Origin of the sequence: Streptomyces sp. NBC_00663, from assembly GCF_036226885.1 — a bacterium.
Taxonomy (GTDB): domain Bacteria; phylum Actinomycetota; class Actinomycetes; order Streptomycetales; family Streptomycetaceae; genus Streptomyces.
Map to the genome: position 1 here is coordinate 6,597,360 of NZ_CP109027.1, position 16,393 is coordinate 6,613,752.

The following is a 16,393-nucleotide window of genomic DNA, read 5'->3' on the forward strand; positions in this document are numbered from 1 at the left end:
CCCGTCCGCTTGTCAGTCGACCTCCGCCACCGCCTGCGCGAACTGGGCCTTGTACAGGCGGGAGTAGGCGCCGTCCGCCTCCAACAGGTCCTCGTGTGCGCCCTGTTCCACGATCGCGCCGTTCTCCATCACCAGGATCGTGTCCGCGTCCCGGATGGTGGAGAGGCGGTGGGCGATCACGAACGAGGTGCGGCCGTGGGCGAGTTTGGCCATCGCCTTCTGGATCAGCACCTCGGTGCGGGTGTCGACGGACGACGTGGCCTCGTCGAGGACCAGGATCACCGGGTCGGACAGGAACGCCCGCGCGATGGTGATGAGCTGCTTCTCACCGGCGCTGACGCCCGTGCCCTCGTCGTCGATCACGGTGTCGTACCCGTCGGGCAGCGTCCGGACGAACCGGTCGGCGTGCGCGGCGCGCGCGGCCTCCTCGATCTCGCCGCGGGTGACCTCGCGGGACGCCCCGTAGGCGATGTTCTCCGCGATGGTGCCGCCGAACAGCCAGGTGTCCTGGAGCACCATGCCGATGCCGGACCGCAGTTCGTCCCGGGACATCTTGGCGATGTCCACCCCGTCGAGGGTGATGCGCCCGCCGGAGACGTCGTAGAAGCGCATCAGCAGATTGACCAGCGTGGTCTTTCCGGCGCCCGTCGGGCCGACGATGGCGACCGTGTGACCCGGCTCCACCTTCAGCGACAGCCCGTCGATCAGCGGCTTCTCGGGGTCGTACCGGAAGGACACGTTCTCCAGCGCGACCCGTCCGCGCAGCTCCTCGGGCCGCTCGGCCTGCTCCGGGTCCGCCGACTGCTCCTCGGCGTCGAGCAGCTCGAAGACCCGCTCGGCGGAGGCGACACCGGACTGCACGAGGTTCGCCATGGAGGCGACCTGCGTCAGCGGCATCGAGAACTGGCGCGAGTACTGGATGAAGGCCTGGACGTCACCGATGGACAGGGAGCCCGAGGCGACCCGCAGACCACCCACGACCGCCACCAGCACATAGTTGATGTTCGACACGAACATCATCAGCGGCTGCATGACCCCGCTGTTGAACTGCGCCTTGAACCCGGCCTCGTACAGCGCCTCGTTCTGCTCGGCGAACTGCTGCGCCGACTCCTCCTGCCGCCCGAACACCTTCACCAGGGCGTGCCCGGTGTACATCTCCTCGACGTGCGCGTTGAGCTTGCCGGTGGTGCGCCACTGCTGCACGAAGTGCGGCTGCGAGCGCTTGCCGACGCGGGTGGCGACGACGAACGACAGCGGCACGGTCACCAGCGCGACCAGCGCCAGCAGCCAGGAGACGTAAAACATCATCACGAGCACACCGATGATCGTCAGCAGCGAGTTGATGAGCTGGCCCATCGACTGCTGGAGGGTCTGCCCGATGTTGTCGATGTCGTTCGTGGCCCGGGACAGGACCTCGCCGCGCTGGCGCTTGTCGAAGTACGACAGCGGCAGCCGCGACATCTTCGTCTGCACGTCCTCGCGCAGCCGGAACATCGTGCGGTTGACGGCCCGGTTCACCAGCCGGGTCGCCACCGCCATCAGCAGCCCCGCGACGAGGAACGCGCCGGTGGCCAGGAGCAGGACATGTCCTACGGCGGTGAAGTCGATGCCCTCACCAGGGGTGAAGTCGGTGCTGCCCAGCATGTCGGCGATCGCCGAGTCGCCGCGCTCGCGCATCCCGGCGAGGACCTCCTCCTTCGAGGCCCCGGCCGGCATCTGCCGTCCGATGATGCCGGCGAAGACCAGGTCGGTGGCCTTGCCGAGGATCCACGGCCCGATCGAGTTCAGGCCGACGCTGACGACCACACAGGCCAGCAGCCCGTAGATGGTGAACCGCTCCGGCCGGAACTGTCCGATCAGCCTCCGGCCCGACACCTTGAAGTCCAGCGAACGGCTGTCCGGGCCGCCCCCGGCCATCATCCGCCCCATGGGCCCGGCCATCAGGCAGCCTCCGCTTCCGTCAGCTGGGAGAGCACGATCTCCCGGTAGGTCTCGTTGTCCGCCATCAGTTCACGGTGTGTGCCCGTGCCGACGACCCGGCCCTCGTCGAGGACGACGATCCGGTCGGCGTCGCGGATGGTCGCCACCCGCTGGGCGACGATCACCACGGTCGCCTCCGAGGTCTCCGCGCCGAGCGCCGCGCGCAGTGCCGCGTCGGTGGCGTAGTCGAGCGCGGAGAAGGAGTCGTCGAAGAGATAGATCTCGGGCCGCTGGACCAGCGTCCGGGCGATCGCGAGCCGCTGCCGCTGACCACCGGAGACATTCGTCCCGCCCTGGGCGATGGGGGAGTCGAGGCCGTTCTCCAGCCCCTCCACGAAGCCCTTGGCCTGCGCCACCTCCAGCGCGTGCCACAGCTCCTCGTCCGTGGCGTCCGGGTTGCCGTAGCGCAGGTTGGTCGCCACGGTCCCCGCGAAGAGGTACGGCTTCTGCGGCACGAGCCCCACGGTCTTGGCCAGCAGCGTCGGCTCGACGTCCGCGACCGGGACCCCGTCGACCAGCACCTCGCCCTCGGTCGCGTCGAACAGCCGGGGCACCAGCCCCAGCAGCGTCGACTTGCCGCTGCCGGTCGAGCCGATCACGGCCGTCACCTCACCGGGCCGGGCCACCAGCTCGACCGCCTTCAGCACCGGCTCCTCGGCACCCGGGTAACGGAAGCCCGCGCCCCGGATCTCCAGGTGCCCGTGCCGGCGCAGCTCCACGACCGGCGCCACCGGCGGCACCACGCTCGACGAGGTGTCGAGGACCTCCTGGATGCGCTCGGCGCACACCTCCGCGCGCGGCACCATCATGAACATGAAGGTGGCCATCATCACGGACATCACGATCTGCATCAGATAGGCGAGGAACGCGGTCAGATCACCGATCTGCATCCCGCCGCTGTCGATGCGATGGGCGCCGAACCACACCACCGCGATCGACGACAGGTTCACCGTCGTCATCACCATGGGGAACATGAGCGCCAGCATGTTGCCGGTGGCCAGCGACATCGCGGTGAGGTCGCCATTGGATTTCCGGAAGCGCTCCTCCTCGTACCCGTCCCGCACGAAGGCGCGGATCACCCGGTTGCCGGTGATCTGCTCGCGCAGCACCCGGTTCACGGTGTCCAGGCGCACCTGCATGGTCCGGAACAGCGGTCGCAGCCGCCGTACGATCAGCGTCACGCAGATGCCCAGCGTCGGTACGACGGCGACCAGCACCGCGGACAGCGGCACGTCCAGACCGAGGGCGAGGACGATGCCGCCCACGCACATGATGGGCGCCGACACCATCAGGGTGAACGTCATCAGGGCCAGCATCTGCACCTGCTGGACGTCGTTCGTGGTCCGGGTGATCAGCGAGGGCGCGCCGAAGTGGCCCACCTCGCGGGCCGAGAACGACTGCACCCGGTCGAAGACCGCGGCCCGCACGTCCCGCCCGAGCGCCGCGGCCGTACGGGCGCCGTAGTAGACGGCCCCGATGTTGCACACCACCTGCGCCAGCGAGATCCCGATCATCAGGGCGCCGAAGGACAGGATGTAGCCCGTGTCCCCGTTCACCACGCCCTTGTCGATGATGTCGGCGTTGAGCGTGGGCAGGTAGAGGGTGGCGCAGGTCTGGAGGAACTGGAACAGCACCAGGACCGCGATGGGTTTCTTGTAGGGCCTGAGATAGGTCCGCAGAAGTCGTATGAGCACGCTACGTCTCTCGGAGTCGGCGACAGGGGCCGGAGGTGGTTGCCCCTGGCCCCTATCGTCGGACACTCCCCCCGCGTTACCTCAACCGATTAAGCCGACAGCAGTGCTCTTTACCGTCTTATGGGCGGAAGGTGTGCCGTCAGGGTCAGCCGCGGAAGGCGTTCGGGTGGGTCTGCTCGCGGACCGACACGAACTGCTGCCGCACCGCCTGCCCCACCGCCAGCTCCTCGCCGGGCTCCAGGACCTGCGCCGCGGCACCCTGCCAGGCCGGCGGGGTACGCGGGTCGAGGGAGCCCTGCGAGACCCCGAGCGCCCAGGCCGCCTGCCGGGCGGCACCGATCGCCGCGTAGTCCGCGGGCTGCGGTACGACGACCTGCGCGCCGAAGATCGCCGGTGCCGCGGCCTGCACGGCCGACAACTCGGCGGCGGCCCCCAGCAGAAAGACCCGCCGCACCTCCACGCCCCGGCCGCGCAGCACGTCGAGCGCGTCGGCGAGCCCGCACAGCATGCCCTCGAACGAGGCCCGCGCCAGATGCTCGGCCTTCATCGACTCCCGCCGCAGCCCGGCGAGGGTCCCCGCGGTGTGCGGCAGGCTCGGCGTCCGCTCGCCCTCCAGATAGGGCAGCAGCACCAGCCCGTGCGAGCCCGGCGTCGACTTCATCGCCAGCTCGGACAGGGCCTCCAGATCCGGCAGCCCGAGCAGCTCGGCGGTGCCGCGCAGGGTCCGTACGGCGTTCAGGGTGGTGACGACGGGCAGGTGCATGCCGGTCGCGTCGGCGAGGGAGGTGATCATCCCGGAGTTGTCGACGAGCGCCTCGGGGTGCACGGCCATGACGGAGCCGGAGGCCCCGAGCGACACGACGGCGTCGCCGAGCCCGATGCCAAGGCCGAAGGCGGCGGCCATGGTCTCGCCGGTCCCGGCGGAGATCAGCAGCCCCTCCGGGGTCGTACCGGCCGCGTCCGAGGGGCCGATCACCTCGGGCAGCATGGCCTGGTGACCGAGGGCCAGCTCGACGAGGTCGGTGCGGTAGGCGCCGGTGGCGGCGGACCAGTAGCCGGTGCCGGAGGCGCCGCCGCGGTCGGTGGTCCGGCGCACGGGCCGTCCGAGGAGCTGCCAGACCAGCCAGTCGTGGGCCTGGAGGAGGACGGCGGTGCGCAGCGCGGCGTCCGGCTCGTTCTTCACCAGCCAGCGCAGCTTGGTCACCGGCTGCGGCGCCTGCGGCACACAGCCCACGGCCTGCGCCCACGCCTCGCGCCCGCCGAGCGCGTCGATGAGATCGGCCGCCGCGACCTGGGCGCGCTTGTCGCTGCCGACGAGGGCGGGGCGGACGGTGTTGCCCTGGGCGTCCAGCGGCACGACGGCGTTCTGCTGCGCGGACACGCCGATGGCCTGCACGCCTTCGAGCAGCCCGCCGCCCGCCGCCTCACCGAGGGACAGCAGCCATGCCTGGGGGTCGACGTCGGAAGGGCGGCCCTCCACCGGGTGCGGGGCATAGCCCTGCCGGAGCACGGCGCCCGTGTCCGCGTCGCAGACGACGATACGAGTGAAATCGGGCGCACTGTCCAACCCGGCGACTATCCCCATGGCGAAAATTCTATGGGCCGGACGACGTCACCCCGCCCGGCACTCAAGTGTTGCTGGTTCCCCAGTCGTCCTCGGCGGCGCCGTTGGTGTTGCGGTCCCGCAGGGAGCGCACCCGCTGGGCCACCGAGTCGGGCACCCGGTCGCCCACCTTGTCGCTCACCACGTGGTACGCCTTGCCCGCGAACTGGCGGCCCTGCTGGGCTGCCGACTCGGCGGTGTTGCGGACCGCGGGGTTCTGCGAGACCTGCCGCGCGGACTTCTTCAGCTGTTCGTAGCGCTCGCGCCCGGCACGCGTGCCCAGCACGTAACCCAGAGTCAGCCCGGCGACGAAAGTGAGCTTGTAGCGCATGGCTGCCACCCTTCCCTTGCGTAGGTATGCGGTGCGGCGTCGGTGCCGGGGGGAACCGATTGGCGGAGCACCCCCCTGCTTGCGCTAATGTATGTGTCGCAGCGGACGCCCGCCCCCTGGCGAATACCCAGGGAGTTACGTTCGATGCAACGAGGCATTCCTCCGTAGCTCAATTGGCAGAGCAGCCGGCTGTTAACCGGCAGGTTACTGGTTCGAGTCCAGTCGGGGGAGCTTCGATCTTCCGTAGCTCAATTGGCAGAGCAGCCGGCTGTTAACCGGCAGGTTACTGGTTCGAGTCCAGTCGGGAGAGCGTCTTGGACAAGGACCCCCGAAGGGGTCCTTTTTCATGTGATCACCCCTGAACCGGGAACCGCGCAGGTCACGGCGGAGTCCTTCAGGGCATGCGAAGTCGACCATACGAAGCAGGAGATCGTATGAGCGGCTATGCTGCGGCAGACGGCGCGCACACCTGTACGCGACACGCCGCTATGGGGCGGTAGCTCAGCCGGTTAGAGCAGCGGACTCATAATCCGTCGGCCGTGGGTTCGAGTCCCACCCGCCCCACCACTCGATGTGGTCGAAGAAACGATCCATCGGTGGCGTCATGGCCTCCGCCCAGCCGGTTCACAGGAAACTCCCAGCCGCACCCGGCACGCTCACGGCATGTCTGCCGTCCGCGAAGTCCGCGCAGCCCGTCAGGGTGCGGTCCGGGTCCTGATCGTCGATGACGAACCCGAGCTCACCGAACTGCTGTCGTGGGCCGTCGCCGAGGCCGGCTGGCAGCCGTTCCTCGCCGCGGACGGCCACAGCGCGCTCGACCTCGCCCGCGGCTGCGCCCCGCACGCCGTCGTCCTCGACGGCATGCTGCCCGACCTCGACGGCGTCCAGGTGCTGCGCCGGCTGCGCTACGAGAACGCCGGGCTGCCCGTGCTGATGCTCACCGCCCGCGACACGCTGGAGCACCGTATCGACGGACTGTCCGCCGGCGCCGACGACTACGTCACCAAGCCCTTCTCGCTGGAAGAGGTCATGCTGCGGCTGCGCGCACTGCTGCGCCGCTCCGGCGCCGAGGAGGCCGCCGACGACGAGTCCGTGCGCGTGCTCGGCGATCTCGTCCTCGCCGAGAAGACCCGTCAGGTGCGGCGCGGTGGGGAGACCGTCGCGCTCACCGCCAAGGAGTTCGACCTGCTGCACTTCCTGATGAGCCACCCCCGCCAGGTGCTCAGCAAGGCGCAGATCCTCGACCACGTCTGGAACAGCTCGTTCGAGAGCGAGGGGAACCTGGTCGAGGTGTACGTGTACAGCCTGCGCGGGAAGCTCGACAAGGGGCGCCAACCGATGATCCACACGGTGCGCGGCGCGGGATACGTCATCAGGGCGGCGGGCGAAGGGAGATGAAGACCCTGCGGGCCCGGCTGGTGCTGTGCGTGTCCCTGGCCCTGGTCGTGGTCTGTACGACGATGGCGGTGGCCACCGTCCTGGTCCAGGGCGCGCACCTCCAGGCGGACCTGGACCAGCGGGTGCGGGACGCGGCCGACCGCAGCCAGGGCGGCCTCCAGCGGCGTCCCGGTGACGCCACGGACCTCGGGTTCCTCAACGAGCGCGGCCAGCCCACCGGGACCGTCGCCGCCCGGCTCACCGACGGGAAGGTGGTCGCTGCCGAGGTGGTCACCGAGGAGGGCGGCCAAAGGGTCCTCAGCGCCGCCCAACGCGCGGCCCTCGCCGGGCTCACCGAGGCGGGCACGCTGTACACCCGGACCATCCCCGGCCTCGGCACCTACCGTCTCACCGTCGCGAGCGGCGACGGCCCCGCGGTCCTCGCCGGGCTGCCCGCCGCCGAACTCAAGGACACCGTGGACGACCTCGTCGTGGCCGAGGCCGTGATCGCCGTCGTCGGCCTGGCCGGCGTGGGCACGGTCTGCGCCTGGGTCATACGGCGGCAACTGCGGCCCCTCGCGCAGGTCGCCGCCATCGCCGTCGAGGTGGCGAACGGACCGCTCGGCACCGGCGAACTCACCCGCGTCCCCGACCCCGACACCGACACCGAGGTCGGGCAGGTGGGCGCCGCCCTCAACGTCCTGATCGACAGCGTCGAGTCCTCCCTCGCCGAACGGCGGCGCAGCGAGGACCGGATGCGCCGCTTCCTCGCCGACGCCAGCCATGAACTGCGCACCCCGCTCGCCTCCATCGCCGGCTACGCCGAGCTGATGGACCAGGGCGCCGCCCCGGTCCCGCCCGCCGTGGTCTGGCAGCGGGTCTCCGCGCAGTCCGCCCGGATGACCGGGCTCGTCGAGGACCTGCTGCTGCTGGCCCGCCTCGACGAGGGACGGCCGCTGGAGGAGACCGACGTCAACCTCGCGACGCTGGTCGCCGAGGCGGTGTGGGACGCGCGGGCCGCCGGGGCCGGCCACGACTGGCAGCTCGCACTGCGCCTCGACGAACCGGCCGTCGTGACCGGCGACGCCGCCCGGCTGACCCAGGTGGTCGCCAACCTCCTCGCCAACGCCCGCGCCCACACCCCGTCCGGCACCCGGATCGAGGTGGAGGTGGCGACGGACCGTACCGCGTGCGTGGTCGTCGTCCGGGACGACGGGCCGGGCATCCCGCCCGACCTCCTCCCGGCCGTCTTCGAACGCTTCACCCGCGCCGACGCCTCCCGCACCCGCGCCCCCGGCCAGGGCGGCGGCTCGGGGCTCGGTCTCGCCATCGCCGCGGCGCTCACGGAGGCGCACGGCGGGCGGATCGAGGTGGCGAGCGAGACGGGGCGCACGGAGTTCAGGGTGACGTTGCCCAGGGCAGGCGCACGATCCACGGCGTCCTCATAGAAAGCCTGGTCAGCGACGTCGTAGCGGCTGTGCACGGCCCTGTCGGCGAACTCGCTTCAGCGGAGCCTCAGTTACGGCCACCAGGGTGGTTGTCCGGTGGCCGGTCCGCAGGGGACGTGGCCAGGACGAAGGGAGCGGACCACGATGGCCGAGCTCGACACCGGTGGGCAGCCGCAGCAAGGGGCCGAGGTCGCGCGTCGCGCCCACGCGAGCCGCCGCAACTTCATGCGCAAGGTCTTCTTCGCGTCCGGCGCCACGGCCGTCGCCACGATGGGCGGCGCCGGTGCCTGGGCGGCGCTGGCCGACGACAGCACGGGGACGGCCGACGCGAGCGCCACGCCCAGCGGTGCGCCCAGCGGCGGCCCGGGCGGGGGCACCGGAGGCCCCGGCAACCAGTCGATCACCGAGGAGTTCTTCGGTCTGACCACCGACGGCAACCGGATCGACGACCTGTTCACGATCCACTCGACGGGCGTGGCGACCGCCCCCGTCATCACCGCCGCGAACGCCTTCCTCGCCGGGCTGACCGACGACCAGAAGACCTCGACCGTCTTCACCGTGCACTCCACCGAGTGGCGGCTGTGGAGCAACGTCGACTCCTACGAGCGCCAGGGCGTCTCGCTCGCCGATCTGAGCGACGACCAGAAGGCCCTCGGCACCGCCCTGCTGAAGGCCGCGCTCAGCGCCGACGGCCTGGAGACCACGGAGAAGATCCGCAAGATCAACCAGGCGGCGGGCGAGGCGATCGGCAACACCACCGCCTTCAACGAGGACGCCTACTACTGGACCGTCATGGGCACCCCGTCCGCGACCGAGCCCTGGGGCTTCCAGTTCGACGGGCACCACCTCGTCATCAACTACTTCGTCCTCGGCGACCAGGTCGTGATGAGCCCCTGCTTCTGGGGTTCGGAGCCGACCACCATGGAGATCGACGGCGAGACCGTGACCGTGTGCCACGAGGAGGTCGTCGCCTCCCTCGCCTTCATCAACTCCCTCACCTCGGCGCAGCAGGCGGTCGCCATCGAGTCGACCACCAAGTCGAACGAGTCGATGAAGGCCGGCGCCTTCTCCGACAACGCCGTCCAGGAGTACACCGGTCTGCGCGGCAACAAGCTCAACGCCGCCCAGAAGAAGAAGCTGCTCGCGATCGTCGAGGCCTTCGTGGGCCGCGCCAAGGCGGACGCCGCGAAGGTGCGGATGTCCGAGGTCGCCCAGCACCTGACCGACACCTATGTCACCTGGGCCGGCGGCACCGGCGACGACGACGCCTTCTATGTGCGGGTGCACAGCCCCGTCGTATGGGTGGAGGTCGACTGCCAGGGACCGGGCCCGCTGGCGGGCGCGTACGGCGCCACGCAGGGCGGCGGCGCGACCCAGCTGCACGTCCACTCGATCATCCGGACACCCAACGGCAACGACTACGGAAGGGAGCTCCTCAGGCAGCACTACCTGACGTCACCGCACCACCGGTGACACACCGTTCCCGTCAGCCCGTGGGCCCCTTCACGTCGTCGTGGAGGGGCCCTCGGGCGTGCGGAGGCGGGTGTACACGTCGTCCGGAGTGAGGTCGAGGCGGTCCTTGTCCGGCTCCCAGCGGCGCAGCACCGCCGCCGACGCCCGCGCCATCTCCGGCGGCAGTCCTACGGAGTCCAGGGCGGCCGCGATCTCCTCCATCTCCGGCGCCCAGCGCCACGCACGGGCGGCCACGCTGGGGAAGTGGTCGACCTCGGCGAGGATGCGCGCCGTCAGCTCCCGCCCCTCCCGGGTGAGTTCGTCACCGACGCCATGGCTCGCGGCGAGGGCGTGGGAGACGGCGGCCAGGACACGCGCCGACTTCTGGAAGGAGGCGTAGGCCATCTTCAGCGCCGACGCGGCGCCGATTCCGGCGTCGAGCGGGCGGGCCGGGACGTCCGTGCCCTCGAAGAGCGCGGCGACCCGGGCCACCGCCGCCGCGTCGCCGCTCAGATAGAGGCGGGGGCCGCTGCCTCCGGCCGGCGGGCCGCCGATGAGCGAGCCGTCGACCATGAGCGCGCCGCGTTCGGAGCAGGCCTTGGCGATGCGGGTCGCCCGGTCGGGGCTGATGGCGTTGGCCTCGACGTAAACGCCCCGGAAGCCGTGCTCCAGGACCTCGTGGGCGACGTCCTCCGCGGCGTGCGGCGGGCAGATGGAGAGGACCAACTCACTGACGGACAGGGCGGATTCGAGAGACTCGGCCGCCTCCAGGCCCGCCTGACGTGCCCGTTCCACGGAAGCCGGGCCGCGGCCTGTCGGGACGTACAGCACGCGGGCTCCCGTGTGGGTCGCCTGGCCGCCCACCGGGGCGCCCATGGCCCCCGGATGCAGGAGCGTCACCGTTGTCGTCATTCGCGCCTCCCGCCCGGCAACCTTCTGGGATCCTGCGGCGACTGTACGTCGAAGGCTTCCGTCCCCGAAGCCCCACCCGACACACAAGGACCTCAGCCGTGGCGCCTCCCTCCTCGCACCGCCGTCCCCCCAAGTCGCGCGCCCTTCTCATCGCCGTCGCGGTGGGGGCCGTCGCGCTCCTCGCGTCCGTGATCGTGGCGTTCCGGCCCGGCGGCCACTCCGACGCCGGCTCAGGGACGGCCGTGTCCGTGGCCGACAGCAGCAGTTCGGCGGCGGTCACCTCGTCGTCCCCGGCGGCGACGCGGAAGCCGTCCGCGAGCGCTTCGCCGACTCCCAGCGCCTCGAAGAAGAAGTCCGCCACCCCGAAGGCCACCGCGTCCAAGCGCCCCAAGGCCACCAGCACCCCCAAAGCCCCTTCCGGCACCGGCTCGTTGGCGGGGCGGATCAAGCCCGGGGTCACCTACAGCGGAGTCGCCACCTTCTACGACGCCGGGAACGGCGACGGCGCCTGCACCTTCGGCCCGGCCGGCGACGTCATGACCGCCGCCATGAACACCGCCGACTACGAGTCGTCCAAGGCGTGCGGGGCGTACGTCCAGGTCCGGGCCGCGAGCGGAGCGTCGATCACCGTGCGGATCACGAACGAGTGCCCCGCGCCCTGCAGGGTCGGTCAACTCGACCTCAGCGCCCAGGCCTTCGCGAAGCTGGCCGCGCCGGTCAAGGGCGAGATACCCATCACCTGGAGCCTGGTGAGCCCCGGCACCACCGACACGCTCTCGGTCCGGTACAAGACCGGGTCCAGCCGCTACTGGTGCGGTATCCAGGTGCTCGGCCACCGGAATCCGGTGGCGAGGCTGGAGGTGCGTACCAGCGGCGGCTGGACCGTGTTGCCCCGCGCCGAGTACAACTACTTCCTCTCCGAGGCGGGTGCCGGCTGTGGTGGGGCGATCCGCGTCACCGACATCTACGGGGAGCAGCTGACGGTGGACGGGATCGCCCTCAGGCCGAACGTCGTGCAGGGGACGAGCCTGCAGTTCGCCCGGCACTGAACTCAGCTGGTCGTCACCGCCGTGTCGTCGACGACGAAGCTCGTCTGGAGCGAGGAGTCCTCGACGCCGGAGAACTTCAGCGTCACCGTCGTGCCCGCGAAGGCCGACAGGCTGAACGACTTCTGGACGTAGCCGGAGGCCGCGTTGAGGTTGGAGTAGGTGGCCAGGGTCGTCGAACCCGCGGTGACCGTCAGCTTGTCGTACTGGGTGCTGGTGGTGGTCTCGGCCGTGTCGATGTGCAGATAGAAGGTGAACGTGGTGCCCGTGCAGCCGCTCGGGACGGTCACCGACTGGGAGAGCGTGTCGGTGTGGGTGGCGCCGTAGCCGTCCAGCCAGGCCTTGTACGAGCCGGTGCGGGCGGCCTCGTCACTGTCGTTGGTGATGACACCGCTGGTCGCGGTCCAGGTGGTGTTCCCGGACTCGAAGCCCGCATTGCCCAGCAGCTGCGTGGAGGTGCAACTGCCTCCACCGCCGCTGGAGTTGACCGTCCAGGTGAAGGAGGCGGTGCCGGTCGCGCCGGTGCTGTCCGTGACCGTGACGGTCGAGCTGTACGTCCCCGCCGTGGTCGGCGTGCCGGTGACGGCGCCCGTGGAGCTGCTGATCGACAGGCCGGTCGGCAGGCCGGTCGCCGCGTAGGTCAGCGTGCCGCCGTTGGTGGAGGCGGCGCTGATCTGGAGGCTCACCGCGGTGCCGACGGTCGAGGTCTGGCTGCCCGGGTTGGTGACCGTGACGCCGGTGGTCGGGACCGTGATGTGGCTGCCGACGTTGATGCCCGCGAAGGCGTTGCCGACCCCGGCGTACTGCGTGGAGCTGGTGCCGTAGAGGGCCGCGGCGGCGTTGAGGGCGGCGGTGCGGGCGCCCGCGTAGTTGGTGCTGGACGTCATGTACGTCGTCAGCGCCTTGTACCAGATCTGTAGGGCGGCGGCCCGGCCGATGCCGGCGACGGCGACCCCGTCGGAGGTCGGGCTGTTGTAGGTGACGCCGTTGATGGTCTTGCTGCCGCTGCCCTCGCTCAGCAGGTAGAACATGTGGTTCGCGGGGCCGGACGAGTAGTGCACGTCCAGGTTGCCGACGCCCGAGTACCAACTGTCCGCCGACGAACCGTCCTTGTCGGGCTCGTCCATGTAACGCAGCGGTGTGCCGTCGCCGTTGATGTTGATCTTCTCGCCGATGAGGTAGTCGCCCACGTCGGTCGAGTTGTTGGCGTAGAACTCCACACCGGTGCCGAAGATGTCGGAAGTGGCCTCGTTGAGACCCCCCGACTCACCGGTGTAGTTGAGCCCCGCCGTGTTGGAGGTGACGCCGTGGCTCATCTCGTGGCCGGCCACGTCCAGCGAGGTCAGCGCGTGGGTGCTGCTGGTGCCGTCGCCGTAGGTCATGCAGAAGCAGTCGTCGTCCCAGAAGGCGTTGACGTACGCCGTGCTGTAGTGGACGCGGCTGTAGGCGGCGACGCCGTCGTTCTTGATGCCGCTCCGGCCGAAGGTGTTCTTGTAGAAGTCCCATGTGACCTGCGCCCCGTAGTGCGCGTCGACCCCGGCGGTCTGGGTGTTGGACCCCGACCCGGTGCCCCAGGTGTCGTCGGTGTCGGTCATCAGCGTGCCGGTGCCGGACGTGCCGTTGTTGAGGCTGTACGTCTTGTGGCCGCCGCGCGTGGTGTCGTACAGCTGGTACGTCGAGCCGGACAGCGTGGTCCCGATGGTGACCGTGCCGCTGTACTGGCTGTTGCCGGTGCCGGTCTCGATGCCCTCGAAGCGGGAGAGTTCGGCGCCCGTGCCGGCGTCGGTGATGACATGCAGTTTGCTGGGTGTGCCGTCGTCCTGGAAGCCGGTGACGACCGTCTCCCAGGCCAGCTTCGGGGTGCCCTCGCCGGCCCAGATCACCTTGCGGGCGCTCTCGGCGGCCGGGCTGGTGGCGTCGAGCGCCTTGGCGGTCTTCAACGCCTTCGACCGGGCGGAGGACTTGCCGAACGTCGCCGTCGTCGACTTGACCGAGACGGTACGGCGGTTGTTGTTGAAGCTGGTGCTCACGGTGCCGGCGGCCTGCGAGGCCGGGGGCGTGTGGACGACCAGGTCGCCGCCGAGGACGGGGAGGCCGGCGTAGGTGCGCTCGTAACGGGTGTGCAGCGTGCCGTCGTTGTCCTTGACGACGTCCTTGACGAGCAGCTTCTCCTTGGTGCCGAGGCCGATCGCCCGGGCGGTCGTGCCCGTCTTCGCGGAGGCGCTCTTGATGAGCGCGGTGCGCTGGGCCGGAGAGAGCTTGGTCTCCAGGCCGCCGGTGCGCAGCGGGCTCGGGTGGGGGGACGCGGGCGCCGCGGTCGCGGGGACCGCCTGCAAGCCGAGGGCCAGCAGCGCGGCCGTGGCCGCCAGGGCTCCGGCGGTGGCCGCCGGACGGGGGGTTCGTCTCACTCTTGCTCCTACTGCGACGGCCGCACGCCGGCGGCCGGTGACAGACCGGGCAGACGGATGTGCTGTCCGGGTCGGGCTGAGCGGTGCAGTGCAGGGCCGAGCAGGTGGAGGGAGAATGACAGGATTGACGTAGGCATGTCATGCGTGCGGCGGTCAATCGAGGGCTGTGCGGCGGCCGTAGAGGGTTAACCCTCTACCCGCCTGTGTGTCCTCTGTGTCGGGCCTGTGTCCCGTGGCGGGACGGCCTCAGTGGAGGCGGCGCGTGACCGCCGTGCGCAGGGCCGTGCGCACCGCCTCGGGCGGCGGCGGGCCGTCGGTCCCGGCGCCGGCGGTGAGCGCCGCGGCGACCGTGTGCAGCTTGGTGTTGGACAGCTGCGACGTCTCGCGCAGGATGTGCCAGGCGTCGTCCGGCGTACAGGCGTGGGCGGCCATGAGGATGCCGCGGGCCTGGTCGATCACCGGCCGGGAGACGATCGCCTGCCGCAGCTGCCGGACCTCCGTGCGCAGCATGTGCAGCTGTTCCGCGCGCTCCAGGGCCACCACGGAGCAGGCCGGCGGATCGGCCTCGGGAGCGGGGGCGGACGCCGTCGCGGGCGGCGGTGTCGCGTGCAGCGGGTCGGTGGTGTCGAGGCCGGCGAGTTCCAGGATGCGGCGCGGCTGGCCGCTCCAGTGCGTGGCGGCCACGGGGATGTGCCGGAGGCGGCGGTAGTGGTCGAGCCGTTCCAGGAACTGGAGCCCCGCCGTGTCCATGAACACCACGTCGGCCATGTCCAGTTCGACCCGGCGGACATCGGACGGCAGGGCCGTCAGCGTCTCGTCCAGGACGTCCGCGCAGCCGTGCACGAGCTCGCCGCGCGGCCTCAGCTCGGCGCGGCCCTCGTAGGTACGTCCGTTGATGACCAGGGGCTTGAGCCGCCCCGCGAGAGTGGTGTGCGCCGCTGAGTCCATGTCCCCGCCTCGTCGGTCCCCGTCCGTCGTCACCGTGCCGTACGCCCTGTTCGGGTCCGTTCGTACGGCTGACTAGCGCCTGCCCTGCGCGCGGCGGGCTACACCCGCCCGGCGGGAATGATCGGCCCCGCGGTGGGTACGCGCGGTTTCGTCGAGGATCAGCGGGGAGCTGTATGAGCGGCACGGCATGAGTGACACGGCATGAGCGGCGCGAGCGGGCTGGGCGGGCCCGGCCGGTCGGACGGTGCGGCCGAGGCCGGGGCGTTCGTCCATCTCGCGCTGTTCTACCGGGACACCCGGGACTACCTCGACGGCACGCTCCGCTTCGTCCGGGAAGGGCTCGCCGCGGGGGAGCCCGTCGCCGTGGCGGTGCCCGGGGAGAATCTCCGGCTCGTGCGGGAGGGGCTCGGGGCCGACGCCGAATCCGTACGTCTGCTCGACATGCGTGAGGCCGGCCGCAACCCCGGGCGGATCATCCCCGGGGTGCTGCGGGCCTTCGCCGACGCGCAGCCGGCGGGGCGCCGGGTACGGATCGTCGGCGAACCGATCTGGGCGGGCCGCAGCTCCGTCGAGTACCCCGCCTGCGTCCAGCACGAGGCCCTGATCAACGCCGCCTTCGCGGGCCGTACGGCGACCATCCTGTGCCCGTACGACGTCCGGCGCCTCGACAGCCGGGTGCTCGCCGACGCCCACGCCACCCATCCCACGGTCATCCACGACGGCAGGCCCGCGGACAGCGAGGCGTACGCGCCGGAGACGGTGGTCGCCCGCTACAACGAGCCGCTGGCCGCCGCGCCGGAGGTGTCGGCCGTGTGCTTCCCCTTCGACGGCGGCTCGCTGGCCGAGGTCCGCCACCGTGCCGCCGACGAGGCGGGCCGGCTGGGGCTGGCCGCGGCCCGGGTGCGCGACCTGGTGCTGGTCGCGGCCGAGCTGACCACCAACAGCGTGGTGCACGGGGGCGGTCGTGGGGTGCTGCGGGTGTGGGGGGAGGGCGGGACGGACGGGGCGGTGGTGTGCGAGGTGCGGGACTCGGGCGTGCTGACCGACCCTCTCGCGGGGCGCCGCCCGGCTCCGCCGGCCCGGCCCGGCGGGCGGGGGCTGCTGCTGGTCAACCTGGTGGCGGACCTGGTCCGGACCCACACCGACGGGGCGGGGACGGCCGTACGGTGCTGGTTCGGGCGCTGACCGTCGGGT

Annotated in this window: 12 protein-coding genes and 3 tRNA genes; 8 read left to right on the forward strand and 7 right to left on the reverse strand. The window is 71.1% G+C overall.

All coding sequences use genetic code 11. The features are described from left to right. Window positions 1-12: 12 nt before the first annotated feature. The 4 genes from OG866_RS30095 to OG866_RS30110 all read right to left on the reverse strand — a co-directional run bounded on the left by OG866_RS30095 (window position 13) and on the right by OG866_RS30110 (window position 5,608). Window positions 13-1,941, reverse strand: a complete 1,929-nt coding sequence (locus tag OG866_RS30095) for an ABC transporter ATP-binding protein (RefSeq protein WP_329339517.1) — start codon at window positions 1,939-1,941, stop codon at window positions 13-15. Further along, window positions 1,941-3,674, reverse strand: a complete 1,734-nt coding sequence (locus OG866_RS30100; protein ID WP_329339518.1) for an ABC transporter ATP-binding protein — start codon at window positions 3,672-3,674, stop codon at window positions 1,941-1,943. Before OG866_RS30100 ends, OG866_RS30095 begins: the two co-directional genes overlap by 1 nt. A 145-nt stretch (window positions 3,675-3,819) precedes the next feature. Next, window positions 3,820-5,259, reverse strand: a complete 1,440-nt coding sequence (locus OG866_RS30105; RefSeq protein WP_329339519.1) for a xylulokinase — start codon at window positions 5,257-5,259, stop codon at window positions 3,820-3,822. A 43-nt stretch (window positions 5,260-5,302) separates the two neighbouring features. Next, a complete protein-coding gene (locus OG866_RS30110) occupies window positions 5,303-5,608 on the reverse strand; it encodes a YtxH domain-containing protein (protein ID WP_329339521.1) in 306 nt (101 codons plus the stop codon). A gap of 158 nt (window positions 5,609-5,766) precedes the next feature. On the opposite strand from OG866_RS30110, the gene OG866_RS30115 reads away from it, so the two are divergent. The 6 genes from OG866_RS30115 to OG866_RS30140 all read left to right on the forward strand — a co-directional run bounded on the left by OG866_RS30115 (window position 5,767) and on the right by OG866_RS30140 (window position 9,906). After that, window positions 5,767-5,839, forward strand: a tRNA-Asn gene (locus OG866_RS30115). 6 nt (window positions 5,840-5,845) lie between these two features. Beyond that, a tRNA-Asn gene (locus tag OG866_RS30120) sits at window positions 5,846-5,918 on the forward strand. A gap of 180 nt (window positions 5,919-6,098) precedes the next feature. Then, window positions 6,099-6,175 (forward strand) — tRNA-Ile (locus OG866_RS30125). 96 nt (window positions 6,176-6,271) lie between these two features. After that, window positions 6,272-7,006: a response regulator transcription factor gene (locus OG866_RS30130; RefSeq protein WP_329339523.1), complete on the forward strand. Its 735-nt coding sequence runs from the start codon at window positions 6,272-6,274 to the stop codon at window positions 7,004-7,006. After that, window positions 7,003-8,433, forward strand: coding sequence for a HAMP domain-containing sensor histidine kinase (locus OG866_RS30135; RefSeq protein ID WP_329339525.1), 1,431 nt, complete (start codon window positions 7,003-7,005; stop codon window positions 8,431-8,433). Before OG866_RS30130 ends, OG866_RS30135 begins: the two co-directional genes overlap by 4 nt. 144 nt (window positions 8,434-8,577) lie before the next feature. Continuing rightward, window positions 8,578-9,906: a DUF3500 domain-containing protein gene (locus OG866_RS30140; protein WP_329339526.1), complete on the forward strand. Its 1,329-nt coding sequence runs from the start codon at window positions 8,578-8,580 to the stop codon at window positions 9,904-9,906. Window positions 9,907-9,936: 30 nt separating this feature from the next. Here the strand turns inward: OG866_RS30140 and OG866_RS30145 are convergent, their stop codons facing one another. Continuing rightward, window positions 9,937-10,797, reverse strand: a complete 861-nt coding sequence (locus OG866_RS30145) for an NAD(P)-dependent oxidoreductase (RefSeq protein WP_329339527.1) — start codon at window positions 10,795-10,797, stop codon at window positions 9,937-9,939. A 98-nt stretch (window positions 10,798-10,895) separates the two neighbouring features. Between OG866_RS30145 and OG866_RS30150 the strand changes: the two genes are divergently transcribed. Continuing rightward, a complete protein-coding gene (locus OG866_RS30150) occupies window positions 10,896-11,846 on the forward strand; it encodes an expansin EXLX1 family cellulose-binding protein (RefSeq protein WP_329339528.1) in 951 nt (316 codons plus the stop codon). Window positions 11,847-11,848: 2 nt separating this feature from the next. On the opposite strand, the gene OG866_RS30155 is transcribed toward OG866_RS30150, so the two are convergent. Both OG866_RS30155 and OG866_RS30160 read right to left on the reverse strand, forming a co-directional pair. Continuing rightward, window positions 11,849-14,251, reverse strand: coding sequence for a M4 family metallopeptidase (locus OG866_RS30155; protein WP_329339530.1), 2,403 nt, complete (start codon window positions 14,249-14,251; stop codon window positions 11,849-11,851). 246 nt (window positions 14,252-14,497) lie between these two features. Beyond that, the gene (locus OG866_RS30160) at window positions 14,498-15,199 is read right to left on the reverse strand and encodes an ANTAR domain-containing protein (RefSeq protein ID WP_329339532.1); all 702 of its coding nucleotides are present in this window, start codon (window positions 15,197-15,199) and stop codon (window positions 14,498-14,500) included. 201 nt (window positions 15,200-15,400) lie between these two features. On the opposite strand from OG866_RS30160, the gene OG866_RS30165 reads away from it, so the two are divergent. Continuing rightward, window positions 15,401-16,384: an anti-sigma factor RsbA family regulatory protein gene (locus tag OG866_RS30165; protein WP_329339534.1), complete on the forward strand. Its 984-nt coding sequence runs from the start codon at window positions 15,401-15,403 to the stop codon at window positions 16,382-16,384. The last annotated feature ends 9 nt before the right edge of the window (window positions 16,385-16,393 follow it).